Source organism: Pseudoalteromonas sp. SG45-1 (assembly GCF_014164135.1).
GTDB classification, from domain to species: domain Bacteria; phylum Pseudomonadota; class Gammaproteobacteria; order Enterobacterales; family Alteromonadaceae; genus Pseudoalteromonas; species Pseudoalteromonas distincta.
The window spans coordinates 16,226-32,030 of record NZ_JACJEP010000010.1; the positions used below are offsets into that span (position 1 = coordinate 16,226).

Below are 15,805 nucleotides of genomic sequence, written 5' to 3' on the forward strand. Positions count from 1 at the left end.
TAGTTACTATCATTTTAAAAAATAAAGAATTAGGCGTGATTATTTATCCATTTAGTTGGTCTTGTATATTAAGCCTGGCGTACCAGTTATTAAATTACAGTGGAGCATTTTAATGAAATACTTTTTTGTACTGCTACTATCAATCAGCTCTTTTAACGTATTAGCCGCTGAAGTAGTCATACATAACCTTAGCTCGCTCTCAAGTAATGCTCAAAATACGGTGTCTACATGGATTAATCAAAGTGTTGAAAAAACACAAAATACACTGGGGCCTTTAAAGCAAACCACTTTGCCTATTTATTTAAAACCGCAATACTTTGCTTTTGAGCCTGTACCTTGGGCTACAGTTAAGCGCAATAACCCCGATGGGATTGAACTACATATAGATCGCTACGCCAGTTTAAATGCATTCACTAAAGATTGGACGCTATACCATGAACTTTCGCATTTATATTTGCCGCTACTTCCCTACTCCGGTTTTTGGCTAAGCGAAGGTTTTGCCAGTTATATGCAAAACGTAATAATGCGTGACAGCGGTATAATCACCCAGCCACAGTTTGTACAACGTTTAAATGCAGGATTTGATCGTGCCCGCCTGCAAACCAAAACTAAAACACAGCCACTTAATAAGCTCTCTGCCGATATGTGGAAACAACGCGCCCAGCAACGTGTTTATTGGACGGGTGCGGCTTTTTTTGCACAGGCCGACCTTAAGCTACAAAAACAAGGTTTATCTGTCGCGGGTATAATAAAACAGTATCAAACATGCTGTAGACCCGCTCGTTCTAGTGCTAAAACCTTTATAAAAGAGTTAGATAAGTTATCCGGCAGCAGCATTTTTACAACGCTGTATGCAAAATATAATACCCGTACTGATTTTCCTGATATTAATAAAAAGCAGCTAAACACGCTTTAACGGCTGCTCTGTTTTATATAGCTACTATATTCAACCAGCCCTTGCGCATTAAAATTGGTTGAGTACTCGTTCATAAAACCATGCAAAAAATTGGTTTTATAGCACTTAACACCCGCTTTGGTGCTTAAAGCTTTAATAACTTCATCAACATTAAAGTGACTCTCACTTTCTGGGAATATGAATTCACAGGGTACATTTGCATCTAACGCTAAATAATTACGAATTTGCGACGGATAAAAGCCAATTAACTTTTTAAGGTGTGTATTGCCTGTTAATAACTGTGCCCGCCATGCTGCACTTGCCCCTGCGCTAAACGCAATACATGTGGTCGGCACTTTTAAACTCTCAAAGCATTCTAGAAGTTTGTCCGTGTATTTGTCATGGCCACACTGCTGTATAAAATTATTATAACTATCTTGTTCACTTTCAATAGCTTGAATCTTGTTATTGTATGGGTCAACAATCACTAAATTTGAACTAATTGCCTGTGATAACTTACTTAAAGCAGGGGTTAAACCATAAATATCACTCACTATTAGGTAATTCATACTTATCCTTTGGTAACTAAAAATGGGCTTTGTAAGCAGTTGATAAGATTTATTATAAATATTTTTATAATAAATAGCTTGCACACAATTTATATATAAGTTACCTTCCCTCTCTGGTTTAAAGAAACCGCCGCGGTTAACCATTTACCCTGATCCAGTAAGCCCCGCAAAACGTATATTTGAAAGCTAAGTTATTGTACGGCGAGAACCCCTTGAATAATACCGAGATGATTTTTTACTATCATCGCAAAAGTGTCATAAAGATCGTCAACACTGTAATGAAGCTAAACACAACATCGTTAATTTATTGACTGCAATTTGCTATACAAATATAGCGCAGAATAAATAACAAGAATAAAGTGAGTTTTATTATGTCTTATAAATATAACGGGTCTATGATCCAAATAGCACATCCAGTGCAATCAATTTCAGTAAACAAACATCGTGTAATCTTCAGTGATACACAAGGTTTAAAAAATGCATTATTTCAAAAAGCGAGTGATGCACGCCAGTTTGTTAAGTGGCTAAAAGCTAACTAAGCAACATATAACTTTAATTGCCATTCTATTATTGCAATTATTGATAAGATATTATGCCAGCCTTGTTGCTGGCATTTTACTTTTTAGCCCTTTATTGGTTACAATAGTTTTACAATAATAATTACTGGTAGCTGTTGTAATGCTCCGTATATTTTTAACTTTCTTACTTTTTTTCTGTCTGAGCTCAATAAGCAATGCTAGAACCATAAACTGGCTAGCGCACGATTTTGCACCCTATTATATTTTAAATGGTCAATATCAACACCAAGGCCGTGACGAAAGCATAATTTCTTTACTTGAAAAACAACTTCCTAATATTACCTTTAACCGCATGCTTATCCCCTCAGGTAAAGTAATTCAAGAGCTGTCTAATACTTCAAATAATGTTTGTGCGTTATCGCTTTATAAAAATGATTACAGAAAAGAGCATATTTATTTCACAGACGAAAGCTCAACAACGGGCCTCTCGCCTTCAATAGCAATGCATAAAAAGCTCGCCAAAGCGCTAAATATAGCGGAATCTAAAGAAGTATCACTACTCAATTTAATACAAGATAAAAAACTAACTCTTGGAGTTTCTATGAGCCGCTCTTACGGCCAAGAGATAGATACTTTAATAAACAGTACACCCAACATTGATTTAGTAATTAGACCCACTCGCGATAGCCTAGCGAGCCTTACATATATGCTTAACCTAAAACGAATTGATATTTTGTTGGGTTACCCAAGCGAGCATTACTATTTAGCTAAATCAATGCACTTTGAAGAAAACTTAACGCAGCGTCCATTAACCGAATCCCCAGCGCTCAGCTATGGCTTTATTGGTTGTACTAAAAACGAGCAAGGCGCAAAAGACATCGCTATTCTTAATGAGCAGCTTAAAGTTATTAAAAAAACGCAGGCTTATAACGATTTACTTATGCGCTGGTTGCCTGAGGATTTAAGGCCTCTATTAAAGTCACGTATTAATAGCACAAAATAAACAAATTCAAAGTCGCTTAATTTGAGTTTTTGTTAAGCAAAAAAAACGCCACAGTAAGTGGCGTTTTTATATTCAATAACTGTATTACTTACGAACGCCTTCTATTGATAAAATAATATCAACATGAGTAGATGCAGGCCCTAAGTTGTAATCAATACCATAATCTGTAAGTTTAAGGCTGGTTTCGCCTTCAAAACCTACGCGGTATCCACCCCACGGATCTTTACCTTCACCCACTTTATCTATTTCAAAGGTAATAGTTTTAGTTACGCCATGCAGCGTAAATTCGCCGGTTACGTCGGCCTCTTCACCATCTTCATCAAATTTAATGCTGGTGCTTTTAAATGTCGCTTTTGGGTATTTATCCACATTTAAAAAATCTTTACCATGTAGGTGCTTATCACGCTCTGCATGGTTAGAATCAAGGCTTGTGGTGTCAATATTTACCATAATTTTTGATGCATCAGGATTTTTAGCATCGTAACTAAATGTGCCGTCAAAAGTATTAAAACGACCATATAACCAGCTGTAACCTAAGTGTTTAATTTTAAAGTTAACAGATGCGTGCCCGCCTTTCGTATCAATTACATAATCAGCTGCATTAGCGGCTGTTGCCGATAACATCATTGCAGCCGAAACGGCTGTGCTTACTAATAATTTTTTCATTTTAATCATCCTTTAATGGTTTGATCATTCTGATTAAGGTTTTATCTTTATCGATAAAGTGATGTTTTAACGCCCCTAGTGCATGAAGTACTGCAAACCCTATTAATGTGCATGCACCATAATAATGTACTTTTCCTGCAATATCGGCTTGGTCATCAAAAGCAAAATCAAGGGCTGATACGTTAAATAAGGTAAACACTTCTATTGGACGTCCGTCTGCGGTTGATATCAAATACCCTGCAACAACAATAACGCCCAAAATAATATACATAACAATATGCGCCGTATGCGCTAATTGGTTCATGCCTTTACTTTCAGCTAATGGTTTAGGTTGTGTAGATAAAGCACGCCATAAAATTCTAAATAAAAATACGGCCACCAGCGTAATACCTATGCTTTTATGTAAATCGAGCGAGCCTTTATACCAGCTATCGTAATAAGTAAGCTCAACCATATATAAACCTAAACCAAACAGACCAAAAATAGTCAACGCCATGAGCCAATGTAAAATAATGGCGACAAGTCCGTAAGATGAAGGTGTATTTTTAAACATGTGTAAAGTCCTATAATGCTATGACGTTACAATATAGTGCATAGCCGTAAATGAAAATAACATTTACAAACACTTTACGTGCGTATACGCACAGAACTTTGATAATTAAAGTCAGTTTTAGAAGTTGAGGATTAAACAGATAAGTTTATAGGGTTGATTGCTCGCTCAAGCTGACATAAATTAAGCTCTCTGGGCTTACTTGCAAACAAGTAACAAGTCCTTCTTTAATGAGCTCTAGCATGGCTATAAAACTAACCACAACACCACTACGCCCTTCATCAGGCGTAAAAAGCGCATTAAATACCACTGCTGAATTTGCTTTCGATAGCTGTTGTAATATTTGGCTCATTCTCTCTCGGGTTGAGAGTACTTCAGCAGTAATTTGATGATGTTCAAACGTTTTTGCTCGCGCCATAACATCACTCAACGCCAGCATTAAGTCTTTAAGTTCAATATCAGGGAGGTTATGACTTGTGTCTTCATTTATTGGCATAGCGGCATGCGCTATAAAAATATCACGCCCAACACGGGGGATATCATCGAGGTTTTCGGCGGCTTTTTTAAATAACTCATATTCTTGCAGGCGTTTAATAAGCTCAGCGCGAGGGTCTTCTTCCTCTTCAAGTTCTTCGTGAACAGGGAGTAATAAGCGCGACTTAATTTGTGCAAGTAACGCAGCCATTACTAAATATTCACCGGCAAGTTCGAGTTGAAACTCGGTCATCATTTCAACATAACTTACATACTGCTCTGTAATACTAAAAATAGAAAGATCGAGCACATCAAGCTTATGCTTTTTAATTAAATAAAGCAGTAAATCGAGCGGGCCTTCAAAGGTTTCTAATATTATTTCGAGCGCATCGGGCGGGATATATAAGTCTTCTGGTTTATCTACAACCGCTTTACCATGCAAAAAAGCCAGTGGCAGCTTCTGCTGCACTGGCTTTTCACTACTTTTTGTATCAGCAGTACTTTCGCTCACTTGTTATTACTCAAACGGGCTTGTATCACCACAGCCAACACGCAATATTTTAACTTCATCTTCCGACAAGTCGATTACTGTGGTTGCTTGCTCGGCTAAATGGCCACCGTGAATAATTAAATCAACGTGTTTATCTAATCGCTCTAATATTTCATCCGGATCAGATTCAGTAAACTGCTGCCCGGGTAAAATTAAAGAACACGACATTAATGGCTCGCCAAGTTCGGCAAGTAACGCACAAGCAATTGGGTGTTCAATTACACGCATGCCAATGGTTTTTTTCTTGTCGTTTAATAAACGCTTAGGGACTTCTTTTGTGCCTTTAAAAATAAAGGTATAAGGCCCTGGCGTATTATTTTTAATTAATCTAAATAGCTGGTTATCTACACGTGCATAAGTAGATAGCTCCGATAAATCACGGCAAACTAGCGTAAAATTATCGTTTTTTTCAATACCACGAATACGCTCTATGCGCTCTTTGGCTTGCTTATTACCAATGTTACAGCCAATGGCATAGCCCGAATCTGTTGGGTAAACAACAACACCGCCTTGTTTAATAATATCAACGGCTTGACTAATCAGTCTTGGTTGCGGGTTATCAGGATGAATATGGAATAATTGACTCATGTTAATGCCCCTTCTTGTCCTTCCCAAACTTGCCAAACACCTTGGCAGTCTTTCGGTAAGTATAAATTTTTGCCAAGCTCTAAATAGCTTGTCGGAAAATGAAAATCAGACCCTTGCGAGCAAAGTAGTTCGTACTCACGGCTGAGTTCACCTAAAAATTGACGTTCGCTTGGCGCCTGTTGAGGTTGTGCAACTTCCATTGCGTCTCCTCCTACACTTTTAAATTCTACTAATAATTTGCGTAGCCACTTGTTTGACATTTGATAGCTACTTGGGTGAGCAAGCACAGCAACACCACCAGCGGCATGTATTGCCTCTACAGCGGTTTGCATGGTGCACCAGCAACTAGGTACGTAGCCTGTTTTGCCGCGCCCTAAGTACTTTTTAAAAACACCCGGGAAATTTTTAGCTACACCGCGCTCAATAAGGGCACGTGCAAAATGTGCGCGCGTAATTTGCGCGTCTTTTGCCAGCTCTTTAGCTTGCTCGTAAATGCCATCAAAACCATTTTTTGCAAGGCGTGCGCCAATTTCTAGTGCACGCTCTTCTCGCTTTTGCTGCTGAGCCGTTAATAAAGAAGTAAGGTCAATATTATTAATATCAATATTTAAACCTACAATATGAATTTCAAAGCTTTCCCATTTGGTAGACACTTCGGTACCCGTTATTAATGAAAGCGGTAAGTTTTCTGCTTCAATAAATTGCTGAGCAGGCTTAATAGCCGCCACAGTGTCATGATCGGTAATAGCAAACACATCAATATTTTTATCAACAGCGCGATGCAATAATTCTTCAACCGTCAAACGCCCGTCTGAATGTGTAGTATGGCTATGTAAATCGTATTTTATCAAAAGAAAACTGCTTAAAATTAAGGGTTACTGGTGTTTATGTAAGTATAACAACTTTTTTGACTAAATTGTTTTAAATAAACACTTGACACAAAAGCATAAGATACGTTTTACTGTAGCCACTTTCAGACACATTAAGAATTAACAATAATGATCAATTCAAACTTAAACACTATTTGGTGGTGGCACTCGTAATTTTCGGGTGATGAATTGTCGTGTCTAGCAAAAATTCAAAACCCGCAACTATGCGGGTTTTTTTATAACTAAATTTTACGAAACATATACGTTAACAATATTTAATAAATTTTGAGGCAGAAAAACATGAATAACGGTCTTACTCTTACACATCGTTGGTGGTGGCGCCTGATATAGCGGGACGGTAATGATCTGTTTGTAATTTAGATATCGTTATTCAAACCCCGCATTGCAAAAGCACTGCGGGGTTTAATTTTTTGAGGGAATGAGGTTTGATTTTTAGTCATATAACTACCACACCAGGCGAAGTAACAAGCATTACGCAAGTACGCGACTATATTAGTAGCCCTCTTGCATTATACGCGGCACTTGATAAGCCTAACTCACTACTGCTTGAATCGGCTGAGATTGATTCTAAAGACAGTGTAAAAAGCTTAATTTTAGTTGATAGCGCCCTGCGCATTGTATGTAAGGGTAAAACGGTAACTGTTAGCGCACAATCTAATAACGGCAAGCAATTATTAAGCTACTTACAAGCAAATGTTAAGAGCTGTGATTCACAATTAAACGACACAACGCTTACACTTAACTACCAAGACACCAGCAGCGATATAGACGAAGCAAGTAAGCTTGTTGCCGATAACGCTTTCAGCGCTCTTCGTACCTGTATTAACAGTATTCAAAGCACTACCGAAAATCCGTTTTCGGTATTTTTAGGCGGTGTGTTTGCCTACGACATGGTGGCAAACTTTGAGCAATTAAGTGATGTACCTGATGGCGAAAACACCTGCCCAGATTACGTATTTTATTTAGCTGAAACGTTAGTTGTTATTGATCATCAAAAGCAAACAACCGAACTCATTGGTAATGTATTTAACGGCCCAGACGTACACGCTAACTGTTTTGAAGTAGGTAAAGAGCTTGAGCGGTTAAATACGCTGTGCGATAACGCAGCAGAATTTAGTGCGGATATGCAAAGTGGCGAATGTGAAGTAAGCGTTGATATAAGCGACGAAACGTATTGCGAGCAAGTTGTTAAGCTTAAAAAGAACATTGTAGATGGTGATATTTTTCAGGTAGTGCCGTCGCGTACATTTTCACTACCTTGCCCTGATTCTTTACATGCGTATAGTCAGCTTAAAAAGCAAAACCCAAGCCCTTACATGTTTTATATGCGCGATGAAGACTTTGCATTATTTGGCGCGTCTCCTGAGTCGGCCCTTAAGTACGACGTAAGTAATCAGCAAGTAGAAGTTTACCCAATTGCTGGCACTCGCCCACGTGGCAAATTTGCTAATGGGCAAATAAACCCCGACTTAGACAGCCGCATTGAGCTGGAACTAAGAAACGATCAAAAAGAGCGCGCCGAGCATTTAATGCTTGTCGATTTAGCCCGTAACGACGTAGCCCGCATTAGTGTTGCAGGTACTCGTTTTGCCAAAGAGTTATTAAAAGTAGACCGCTATTCACAGGTAATGCATTTAGTTTCACGCGTTGTTGGCACACTAAAACCAGAACTTGATGCACTGCACGCTTACCAAGCGTGTATGAACATGGGCACCCTTGTTGGTGCACCAAAAGTACGTGCTGCTGAGCTTGTTCGTCAAACTGAAGGTAAGCGCCGTGGCAGTTATGGCGGCGCTGTAGGTTACTTAACCGGTGATGGCGCAATGGATAGTTGTATTGTTATTCGCTCTGCTTTTGTTAAAAATAACATAGCCTACGTGCAAGCAGGTGCAGGTGTAGTGTTTGACTCAGATCCTATTTCAGAAGCAAACGAAACTCGCGCTAAAGCACAAGCGGTTATCACCGCCATAAAATCTACGTATAAGGCGGTATAAAATGAGTAAAGCGAATCCTATTAAAATCTATTTTTTAGATAACTTTGACTCATTTACATATAACTTAGTTGATGAGCTTACGATGCTTGGCTGCGAACTTGTTGTTTACAGAAACAACATTAGCGCTGAGGTTATTTTTAATAAAATGCGCCAAGAGCAAGGCCAAGTACTATTAGTACTTTCCCCAGGCCCTGGAACACCAAGCGATGCAGGCTGTTTAATGGAGCTTATTGAGCTCTCTAAAGGCCACTTCCCAATGCTAGGCATTTGTTTAGGCCAACAAGCATTAACACAAAGCTATGGCGGAGTAATCGGTCACGCGGGTGAAACCGTACATGGTAAGTCTTCAATTATTAATTTAGGCGAACATCCTGTATTTGATGGTATGGGCAATACAATGCCTGTAGCACGTTACCATTCATTAATGGCAACAAAAGTGCCTGATAATATAAAGGTTATTGCCCAGTACGAAGATATCCCAATGGCTATTTATCATCATGATGACAACGCATTGGGTTATCAATTTCATCCAGAATCAATACTGACGCCAAACGGCGCAATGCTACTTCAGCAAAGTGTCGCTTACTTAACACGTGCCAAATAATAGAGGACATTATGAGTACACAACCAGAACAACCCATAAATGTTCAACACGCTATTGAACAACTAATTACAGGGCAATCATTAAGCTACGCAGACGCCAAAGCACTGTTTGATGAAATAATGCAAGGTAACATGAGCGAGATTGAGCTAACCGCCCTACTAATAAGCCTTAAAATTAAAGGCGAAGTAAGCGATGAAATAGCAGGTGCTGCAGCCTCAATGCGCGAAAACGCTGTTGCTTTTACTACCAGCAGTACACAACTTGCCGATAGCTGTGGCACTGGCGGCGATGGTTCAAACACAATAAATATAAGCACAACAGCAGCCATAGTTGCCGCTGCTGCCGACATTAACATGGTAAAACATGGTAATCGCAGTGTATCGAGTAATTCAGGCTCTGCCGACTTACTAAAAGCGCTGGGCATTAATATAGATATGAGCCCAGAGCAGGCAGCAAAATGCCTTGAGCAAACCAATTTTACCTTTTTGTTTGCACCGCACTATCACAGTGGCGTACGCCATGCGATGGGCGTGCGTACAGCGCTTAAAACACGCACTATTTTTAATATTTTAGGCCCGCTTGCTAACCCAGCAGCACCTGATGTGCAATTGTTAGGTGTGTACAACGAAGCGTTATGTATGCCAATGGCACAAACACTTAAAACCCTTGGCACAAAGCGCGCTATGATTGTTCACGGCTCGGGCACTGACGAAATAGCTCTACACGGTCCAACAACGGTAGTTGAGCTGAATAATGGCGAGCTTACACAGTACACGCTAAACCCAAGCGACTTTGACCTTGCAAACTATTCACTTGAACAACTCGCTGGTGAAGGCCCACAATACAACGCAAATGCTAGCCTTGCCATCTTACAAGGCAAAGGCACAGATGCACATAATGCTGCCATTGTGGTTAACGTAGCTGCCCTTTTATACCTAACAGGTAAAGCAGAAACGTTAAAAGAAGGGGCAAAGCAAGTACAAACATTATTAAGTTCAGGGCAAGCCATGAACACACTAAATGCAATTATTGAGGTAAGTAATGGCTAATGTATTAGACAAAATTGTTGCTGATAAAAAATTAGAACTAATTGAGCGTAAAGCCGCACGCCCGCTTGAAAGCTTTAAACACCTTGCAGTGCCTACAAGCCGTAGTTTTTACAAAGCATTAGCCGCCCCAGGCACACAGTTTATTTTAGAGTGTAAAAAAGCATCGCCTTCAAAAGGGCTAATTAGAGAGCCATTTGATTTAACCGAAATCACATCGGTTTATAAAAAATACGCTACCTGCATGAGCGTGTTAACTGATGCTAAATATTTTCAAGGCAGTTTTGACTATCTTGAATTTGTGCGCAGCCAAGTAGTACAACCGCTTATCTGTAAAGACTTTTTTATAGATGAGTACCAAGTGTATATGGCGCGTATTTATGGCGGTGACGCTATATTACTGATGCTTTCAGTACTCGATGACGAAAGCTATAAAGCACTGCACGCAGTTGCCGATTCTCTGAATATGTCGGTATTAACCGAAGTAAGTAATGAAGAAGAAGTACACCGTGCACTTGCGCTTGATGCACAAATTATTGGTATTAATAACCGTGATTTACGCGATTTAAGCACCGATTTAGCCACTACCGAAAAGCTACGCAAACTTATTCCGGCTGATAAAGTGGTTATTTCGGAATCGGGTATTTACACCCATCAAGACGTAAAACGTTTAGCTCCATTATGCGATGGTTTTTTAATTGGCAGCTCACTTATGGGCGAGCGTGATTTAGAGCAAGCATGTCGCCGCGTTATTTTAGGTGACAATAAGGTATGTGGTTTAACACGTACCAAAGATGCACAAGCGGCATATCAAAACGGTGCTATTTACGGGGGTTTAATTTTTCATCCTAAATCGCCACGCTATGTTGATTTAGATTGCGCAAAAGAGCTTAGCCAAAGTGCCCCGCTTAATTTTGTGGGTGTGTTTGTAGATGCCCCAATTGATCAAGTTGCTCAATACGCAAGTGTGCTAAAATTGGCGGCAGTTCAATTACATGGTCAAGAAAGTGACGATTACATCGCTCAGTTGCGTACACAGTTACCTACCGGCTGCGAGATTTGGAAAGCCCAAGCAATAAAAGATGCATTGCCAACGCCTGTAAATGGCGTTGACCGACACCTTTACGATACACACAGCGATACACAAGCTGGCGGTACTGGTAAAGCATTTGATTGGTCGGTGCTTCATGATGCAACCACTCCGTTTATGCTCGCTGGAGGCTTAAATCCAGACAATATTAAAGATGCGCTTTTTAAAGGTGCCTTAGGCCTTGATTTAAACTCAGGCGTTGAAGAATCCGCGGGTAAAAAGTGCCCTAACAAATTACATAATGCTTTTACAAGCATCAGAAATTATTGAGGTTAAAATGCAAAATCCAGCTTATTTTGGCGAGTTTGGCGGTATGTTTGTACCCGAGTTACTTGTCCCTGCGCTTAAGCAGTTAGAAAACGAATTTAACAAAGCACAAAAAGATCCTGAGTTTCAGGCTGAGCTAAGTAAATTATTAAACGAGTATGCGGGTCGTCCTACCCCACTTACTTTAACGCGCAATTTAGTTAAAAACCCAAAAGTAAAACTGTATCTAAAGCGTGAAGACTTATTACACGGCGGCGCACATAAAACCAACCAAGTACTTGGCCAAGCGTTACTTACTAAGCGCATGGGTAAAATACAAGTAATAGCTGAAACAGGTGCTGGTCAACACGGTGTTGCAACCGCGCTTGCATGTGCACTACTGGGTTTAAAATGTCGAATTTATATGGGCGCAAAAGACGTTGAACGTCAGCAACCAAACGTATTTAGAATGAAGTTAATGGGCGCAGAGGTTATTCCGGTAACAGCGGGTTCTGGCACATTAAAAGATGCAGTAAATGAAGCCCTGCGTGACTGGTCAGCTAATTATCAAGACGCGCACTACCTACTAGGCACAGCTGCTGGTCCTCACCCATTCCCAACAATTGTACGTGAGTATCAAAAAGTTATTGGTGAAGAAGCTAAACAACAAGTACTTAAAGCCGAAGGTCGTTTACCTGACGCTGTAATTGCCTGTGTTGGTGGTGGTTCAAACGCAATTGGTATGTTCACCGACTTTATTGACGAGCCAGGCGTTAAATTAATTGGTGTTGAGCCTGCTGGGAAAGGGCTTGATACAAATGAGCACGGTGCAACAATTTGTAAAGGCACTAAAGGTATATTACACGGTACTTACACGTACATTATGCAAAACGACGATGGCCAAATTGAAGAGTCTTACTCTGTATCAGCGGGTCTTGATTACCCTGCGGTTGGTCCTCAGCACGCATTTTTACACGAAACCGGTCGAGCGCAATACGTGGGTATCACAGATACAGAAGCGCTTGATGCGTTTCAATCACTTGCTAAAAACGAAGGGATCATTCCGGCGCTTGAATCAAGCCATGCGCTTGCTTATGCACTTAAGTATGCAGAAGAGCAAACCGAGGAAAGCGTTTTAGTTATTAATTTAAGTGGTCGTGGCGATAAAGATTTAGCACACGTTCACAATGTACTATCTGAAAGAGGTCAGCTATGAGCCAAGTAAAAACGGATCGTTACGGCAAAATGTTTGCAGCGCTTAACGAGAAAAAACAAGGTGCATTTGTACCATTTGTAACAATTGGCGACCCAGGTAAAGAGCAAAGTGTTGCGATTATAAAAAGCCTAATTGACGGCGGCGCTGATGCACTTGAGCTTGGTATTCCGTTTTCTGATCCGATTGCGGATGGTCCTGTAATTCAAAAAGCCAATATTCGCGCACTTGATGTGCACATTAACACGCAAGATTGCTTTGATGTTATTAAAGAGATACGCGAGTATAACGCCGATATTCCAATTGGATTATTGCTTTACTCAAACCTTGTTTTTAAGCGCGGCATAGAAGCATTTTATAAAGATGCAAAAGCGGTAGGTGTAGACTCTATTTTAGTGGCTGACGTGCCTCTGCATGAATCTAAAATATTTAGAAAGTCAGCAATGGATAACGGTGTAGACCCAATTTTTATTGCCACACCTAATGCAGATGACGACACTCTTCGCCAATGCGCCTCTTACGGTCGTGGTTATACGTATTTACTATCGCGCGCTGGTGTTACCGGTACCGATACAAAAGCACAAATGCCAGCGGGTAATATTGTTACTAAATTAAAAGAATACCATGCAGCTCCTGCTCTTTTAGGATTTGGTATTTCAACACCAGATGATGTAAAAGCGGCACTTAATGCAGGCGCAGCAGGTGCTATTTCAGGCTCTGCTGTAGTTAAAATTATTGAAGCTAACCTTAACGATTTAGACGCAATGACAACGCAGTTAAAAGCATTTGTTAGTGAAATGAAAGCGGCAACCGCATTATAAAAAGTGTAAATTTAGGCATTAAAAAAGGGCATTTAAATGCCCTTTTTTGTTTTTGAAAAGCAAATTAGTGAGCTTGGTGTTTACCCTCTAAAATCTCTTCAATAAACTTAGCATTAAATGCTTCTAAATCAGCTGGGCTTCGGCTTGTTACCAAACCTTGGTCTACACATACTTCTTGATCAACCCAATTAGCACCTGCATTAATTAAATCGCTTTTAATACTAGGAAAAGAAGTAATGGTACGGTCGCGCAATTTATTAATTTCAGCTAACAACCACGGTGCGTGGCAAATAGCAGCAACGGGTTTGTTTTTTTCTGCACCAAAAAATCCATCAATAAATGCTTTAGCATCTTTATCTTGGCGTAAACTGTCTGGATTAAATAAACCACCAGGAAGCATAAGCGCGTCGTAATCAGCAGGATCCGCGTTTGTAACTAGTTTATCTACTGTTACTTTATCGCCCCACTTGTCTTCATCCCAGCCAGTAATTTGGCCTTCTTTAATTGATACTATTTCGATGTTCGCACCAGCATCAAGTAATGCGCTGCGTGGAGATAAAAGCTCACTTTGCTCAAACCCATCAGTGGCTAAAATTGCGATTTTTTTGCCTTGTAAACGTGTGCTTGTTTGTAATGTACTCATTGAGATCTCCTTATTTTCTTAAAAGGTATATTTAAAATACACAATCAAAAAAGCACGATGCGTGCCGATAACAAGCAATTGAAAATAAAGGATTTAATTTAAGTAGGATTTATAATGCCATGTAAATTATTTAGAGATTATGAATAATGTACATAGAGGAGATATAAACACGGCTTTGATACTCGGTGATTTAAATACAGAAGCTTCGCTTCTCGCGTAAGCAAGCTCAACGCCTACAACTAACGCTCGGCATTATGTTTATTTTGTAGACGCACAACTTGTTGGCGTGATGGGCAAAGCCCATAATTTTATGTTTAATAACTCCACGCAAAGCTCAATCAACGACCAAGCTAAGTAATGCTATTTAAAGCAGATCTTTTAACGCCTTAGCTGGTTTAAAAACCGCTTTATTTGCGCCTTCTATTTCAATTGCATCCCCTGTTTGTGGGTTACGCCCAGTACGCGCTGGGTAATAACTTAGCGCAAAGGTACCAAAGCCATTAATTTGAACTTGATCGCCCTCAGAAAGCGATTTAGTAATGACTTTTTGCAAGCTTGAAAGTGCCGCTTGAGAATCTTTTTTTGTTAATTCACTTTTGTGTGCAATGGCAGCAACGAGTTCTGCTTTATTCATTTTAGGCTCCTAAATACACGCCAAATCAGTGTTGGTTAAGCGTGGGAATATGATGATATGAAAAATACCAAACCAAATTGGTAATAAAGCCACGCAGGCTAAGGGTTACAGGGCAACAAGTCAACCTTGTAGTTGCTAAGCTTTATGTGGTAAAAAGCCTTTGACTCTTTTTTGTATAATTTAGGTAGTATATGCACGCATTAATTGAATACATTCCACTCATACTGTTTTTTGCAGTGTTTAAACTCGTCGATATTTATTGGGCTACCGGTTTATTGATGGCCACTACGCTTATTCAGGTTGCTTATAGCTACTTTAAACATGGCAATGTACCTACTCGTCATTGGATATTTTTTGGCATTGCTGCCGTGTTTGGTACGCTAACGCTGGTACTTCATGATGAGCAATACATTAAATGGAAAGCAACACTGATATATGCAGGTTTAAGTTTAACGTTACTTGTTAGCCGTTATGTACTTAATAAAAATCTCGTTAAAAAAGCGCTTAGCTCAATCCTCGAAAACGCTAATGATACAAAGCAAGCCATTGTTGTCCCAGAACCATTATGGGATAAGCTTAACCTAATGTGGGTTGTTATAACTGCTGGTATAGCGGCACTAAACATTTATATTGCATACAATTTTTCGCTCGATTTTTGGGTTAACTTTAAAGTGTTTGGTTTAATGGGTATTACTTTTGTAAGCATTTTTGCCACCATTATTGCCTTGTACAAATACCTCCCTGATGAAGAGGAAACAGCAAAGTAAGCCCCCTCGTCATAAAAGTGTCGTCTTAGCTTGTTAGCTTATTA

The 15,805-nt window shown here is 39.7% G+C and carries 18 protein-coding genes; 10 read left to right on the forward strand and 8 right to left on the reverse strand.

Translation table 11 applies throughout. The features are described 5' to 3' along the window. Nucleotides 1-112 precede the first annotated feature (112 nt). On the forward strand, nt 113-916 hold the full coding sequence (locus H5117_RS10345; protein WP_182737619.1) for a hypothetical protein: 804 nt from the start codon (nt 113-115) through the stop codon (nt 914-916). Here H5117_RS10345 and H5117_RS10350 read toward each other — a convergent pair. After that, entirely contained in the window at nt 913-1,464 is a 552-nt protein-coding gene (locus H5117_RS10350) for a hypothetical protein (protein WP_182695149.1), read from the reverse strand. The genes H5117_RS10345 and H5117_RS10350 overlap by 4 nt on opposite strands. A 371-nt stretch (nt 1,465-1,835) precedes the next feature. Here H5117_RS10350 and H5117_RS10355 point away from each other — a divergent pair, with 371 nt between their 5' ends. Further along, entirely contained in the window at nt 1,836-2,003 is a 168-nt protein-coding gene (locus tag H5117_RS10355; RefSeq protein WP_002961566.1) for a hypothetical protein, read from the forward strand. Between the two features lie 139 nt (nt 2,004-2,142). After that, nucleotides 2,143-2,985 carry a transporter substrate-binding domain-containing protein gene (locus tag H5117_RS10360; RefSeq protein WP_154903278.1) on the forward strand — a complete coding sequence of 281 codons (843 nt, stop codon included), beginning with the start codon at nt 2,143-2,145 and terminating at the stop codon, nt 2,983-2,985. Nucleotides 2,986-3,069: 84 nt separating this feature from the next. On the opposite strand, the gene H5117_RS10365 is transcribed toward H5117_RS10360, so the two are convergent. From H5117_RS10365 to H5117_RS10385, 5 genes are all read right to left on the reverse strand, one after another. Continuing rightward, nucleotides 3,070-3,651 (reverse strand): YceI family protein, encoded by a 582-nt coding sequence (locus tag H5117_RS10365; protein ID WP_039489966.1) that lies wholly within the window; start codon nt 3,649-3,651, stop codon nt 3,070-3,072. A 1-nt stretch (nt 3,652) separates the two neighbouring features. Further along, entirely contained in the window at nt 3,653-4,204 is a 552-nt protein-coding gene (locus H5117_RS10370) for a cytochrome b (RefSeq protein ID WP_182720384.1), read from the reverse strand. Between the two features lie 145 nt (nt 4,205-4,349). Further along, entirely contained in the window at nt 4,350-5,186 is an 837-nt protein-coding gene (locus tag H5117_RS10375; protein WP_039489969.1) for a ScpA family protein, read from the reverse strand. Between the two features lie 6 nt (nt 5,187-5,192). Beyond that, the gene (locus H5117_RS10380; protein WP_002961576.1) at nt 5,193-5,813 is read right to left on the reverse strand and encodes an L-threonylcarbamoyladenylate synthase; all 621 of its coding nucleotides are present in this window, start codon (nt 5,811-5,813) and stop codon (nt 5,193-5,195) included. Further along, nucleotides 5,810-6,664, reverse strand: coding sequence for an RNase RNM (locus tag H5117_RS10385; RefSeq protein WP_138488940.1), 855 nt, complete (start codon nt 6,662-6,664; stop codon nt 5,810-5,812). The genes H5117_RS10380 and H5117_RS10385 overlap by 4 nt, the downstream gene beginning before the upstream one ends. A 464-nt stretch (nt 6,665-7,128) precedes the next feature. Here H5117_RS10385 and H5117_RS10390 point away from each other — a divergent pair, with 464 nt between their 5' ends. Genes H5117_RS10390 through trpA form a run of 6 tightly spaced genes read left to right on the forward strand, consistent with a single transcriptional unit; the run spans nt 7,129 to nt 13,717 of the window. Continuing rightward, complete coding sequence (locus H5117_RS10390) at nt 7,129-8,697, forward strand: anthranilate synthase component 1 (protein WP_165724016.1); 1,569 nt, start codon at nt 7,129-7,131, stop codon at nt 8,695-8,697. Nucleotide 8,698: 1 nt separating this feature from the next. Then, nucleotides 8,699-9,301, forward strand: coding sequence for an aminodeoxychorismate/anthranilate synthase component II (locus H5117_RS10395; RefSeq protein ID WP_149592564.1), 603 nt, complete (start codon nt 8,699-8,701; stop codon nt 9,299-9,301). 11 nt (nt 9,302-9,312) lie between these two features. Continuing rightward, on the forward strand, nt 9,313-10,350 hold the full coding sequence (gene trpD, locus H5117_RS10400) for an anthranilate phosphoribosyltransferase (protein WP_182737621.1): 1,038 nt from the start codon (nt 9,313-9,315) through the stop codon (nt 10,348-10,350). After that, a complete protein-coding gene (gene trpCF / locus H5117_RS10405) occupies nt 10,343-11,707 on the forward strand; it encodes a bifunctional indole-3-glycerol-phosphate synthase TrpC/phosphoribosylanthranilate isomerase TrpF (RefSeq protein ID WP_182737623.1) in 1,365 nt (454 codons plus the stop codon). The genes trpD and trpCF overlap by 8 nt, the downstream gene beginning before the upstream one ends. A 7-nt stretch (nt 11,708-11,714) precedes the next feature. Then, nucleotides 11,715-12,899 carry a tryptophan synthase subunit beta gene (trpB, locus tag H5117_RS10410; protein WP_182720385.1) on the forward strand — a complete coding sequence of 395 codons (1,185 nt, stop codon included), beginning with the start codon at nt 11,715-11,717 and terminating at the stop codon, nt 12,897-12,899. Further along, nucleotides 12,896-13,717, forward strand: coding sequence for a tryptophan synthase subunit alpha (gene trpA / locus H5117_RS10415; protein WP_024595006.1), 822 nt, complete (start codon nt 12,896-12,898; stop codon nt 13,715-13,717). The genes trpB and trpA overlap by 4 nt, the downstream gene beginning before the upstream one ends. 64 nt (nt 13,718-13,781) lie before the next feature. On the opposite strand, the gene H5117_RS10420 is transcribed toward trpA, so the two are convergent. Both H5117_RS10420 and H5117_RS10425 read right to left on the reverse strand, forming a co-directional pair. Beyond that, nucleotides 13,782-14,360 (reverse strand): type 1 glutamine amidotransferase domain-containing protein, encoded by a 579-nt coding sequence (locus H5117_RS10420; RefSeq protein WP_024595007.1) that lies wholly within the window; start codon nt 14,358-14,360, stop codon nt 13,782-13,784. A gap of 364 nt (nt 14,361-14,724) precedes the next feature. Continuing rightward, a complete protein-coding gene (locus H5117_RS10425) occupies nt 14,725-14,994 on the reverse strand; it encodes an HU family DNA-binding protein (RefSeq protein ID WP_182737625.1) in 270 nt (89 codons plus the stop codon). Nucleotides 14,995-15,185: 191 nt separating this feature from the next. On the opposite strand from H5117_RS10425, the gene H5117_RS10430 reads away from it, so the two are divergent. Then, complete coding sequence (locus H5117_RS10430; protein ID WP_033028426.1) at nt 15,186-15,761, forward strand: inner membrane-spanning protein YciB; 576 nt, start codon at nt 15,186-15,188, stop codon at nt 15,759-15,761. Nucleotides 15,762-15,805 lie beyond the last annotated feature (44 nt).

Coding starts and splice junctions, on each gene's coding strand:
- H5117_RS10430 (WP_033028426.1), top strand. CDS start 15,186: ATGCACGCATTAATTGAATACATTCCACTCATACTGTTTTTTGCAGTG.
- H5117_RS10370 (WP_182720384.1), bottom strand. CDS start 4,204: ATGTTTAAAAATACACCTTCATCTTACGGACTTGTCGCCATTATTTTA.
- H5117_RS10360 (WP_154903278.1), top strand. CDS start 2,143: ATGCTCCGTATATTTTTAACTTTCTTACTTTTTTTCTGTCTGAGCTCA.
- trpCF (WP_182737623.1), top strand. CDS start 10,343: ATGGCTAATGTATTAGACAAAATTGTTGCTGATAAAAAATTAGAACTA.
- trpA (WP_024595006.1), top strand. CDS start 12,896: ATGAGCCAAGTAAAAACGGATCGTTACGGCAAAATGTTTGCAGCGCTT.
- H5117_RS10350 (WP_182695149.1), bottom strand. CDS start 1,464: ATGAATTACCTAATAGTGAGTGATATTTATGGTTTAACCCCTGCTTTA.
- trpB (WP_182720385.1), top strand. CDS start 11,715: ATGCAAAATCCAGCTTATTTTGGCGAGTTTGGCGGTATGTTTGTACCC.
- trpD (WP_182737621.1), top strand. CDS start 9,313: ATGAGTACACAACCAGAACAACCCATAAATGTTCAACACGCTATTGAA.
- H5117_RS10365 (WP_039489966.1), bottom strand. CDS start 3,651: ATGAAAAAATTATTAGTAAGCACAGCCGTTTCGGCTGCAATGATGTTA.
- H5117_RS10395 (WP_149592564.1), top strand. CDS start 8,699: ATGAGTAAAGCGAATCCTATTAAAATCTATTTTTTAGATAACTTTGAC.
- H5117_RS10380 (WP_002961576.1), bottom strand. CDS start 5,813: ATGAGTCAATTATTCCATATTCATCCTGATAACCCGCAACCAAGACTG.
- H5117_RS10345 (WP_182737619.1), top strand. CDS start 113: ATGAAATACTTTTTTGTACTGCTACTATCAATCAGCTCTTTTAACGTA.
- H5117_RS10425 (WP_182737625.1), bottom strand. CDS start 14,994: ATGAATAAAGCAGAACTCGTTGCTGCCATTGCACACAAAAGTGAATTA.
- H5117_RS10355 (WP_002961566.1), top strand. CDS start 1,836: ATGTCTTATAAATATAACGGGTCTATGATCCAAATAGCACATCCAGTG.
- H5117_RS10420 (WP_024595007.1), bottom strand. CDS start 14,360: ATGAGTACATTACAAACAAGCACACGTTTACAAGGCAAAAAAATCGCA.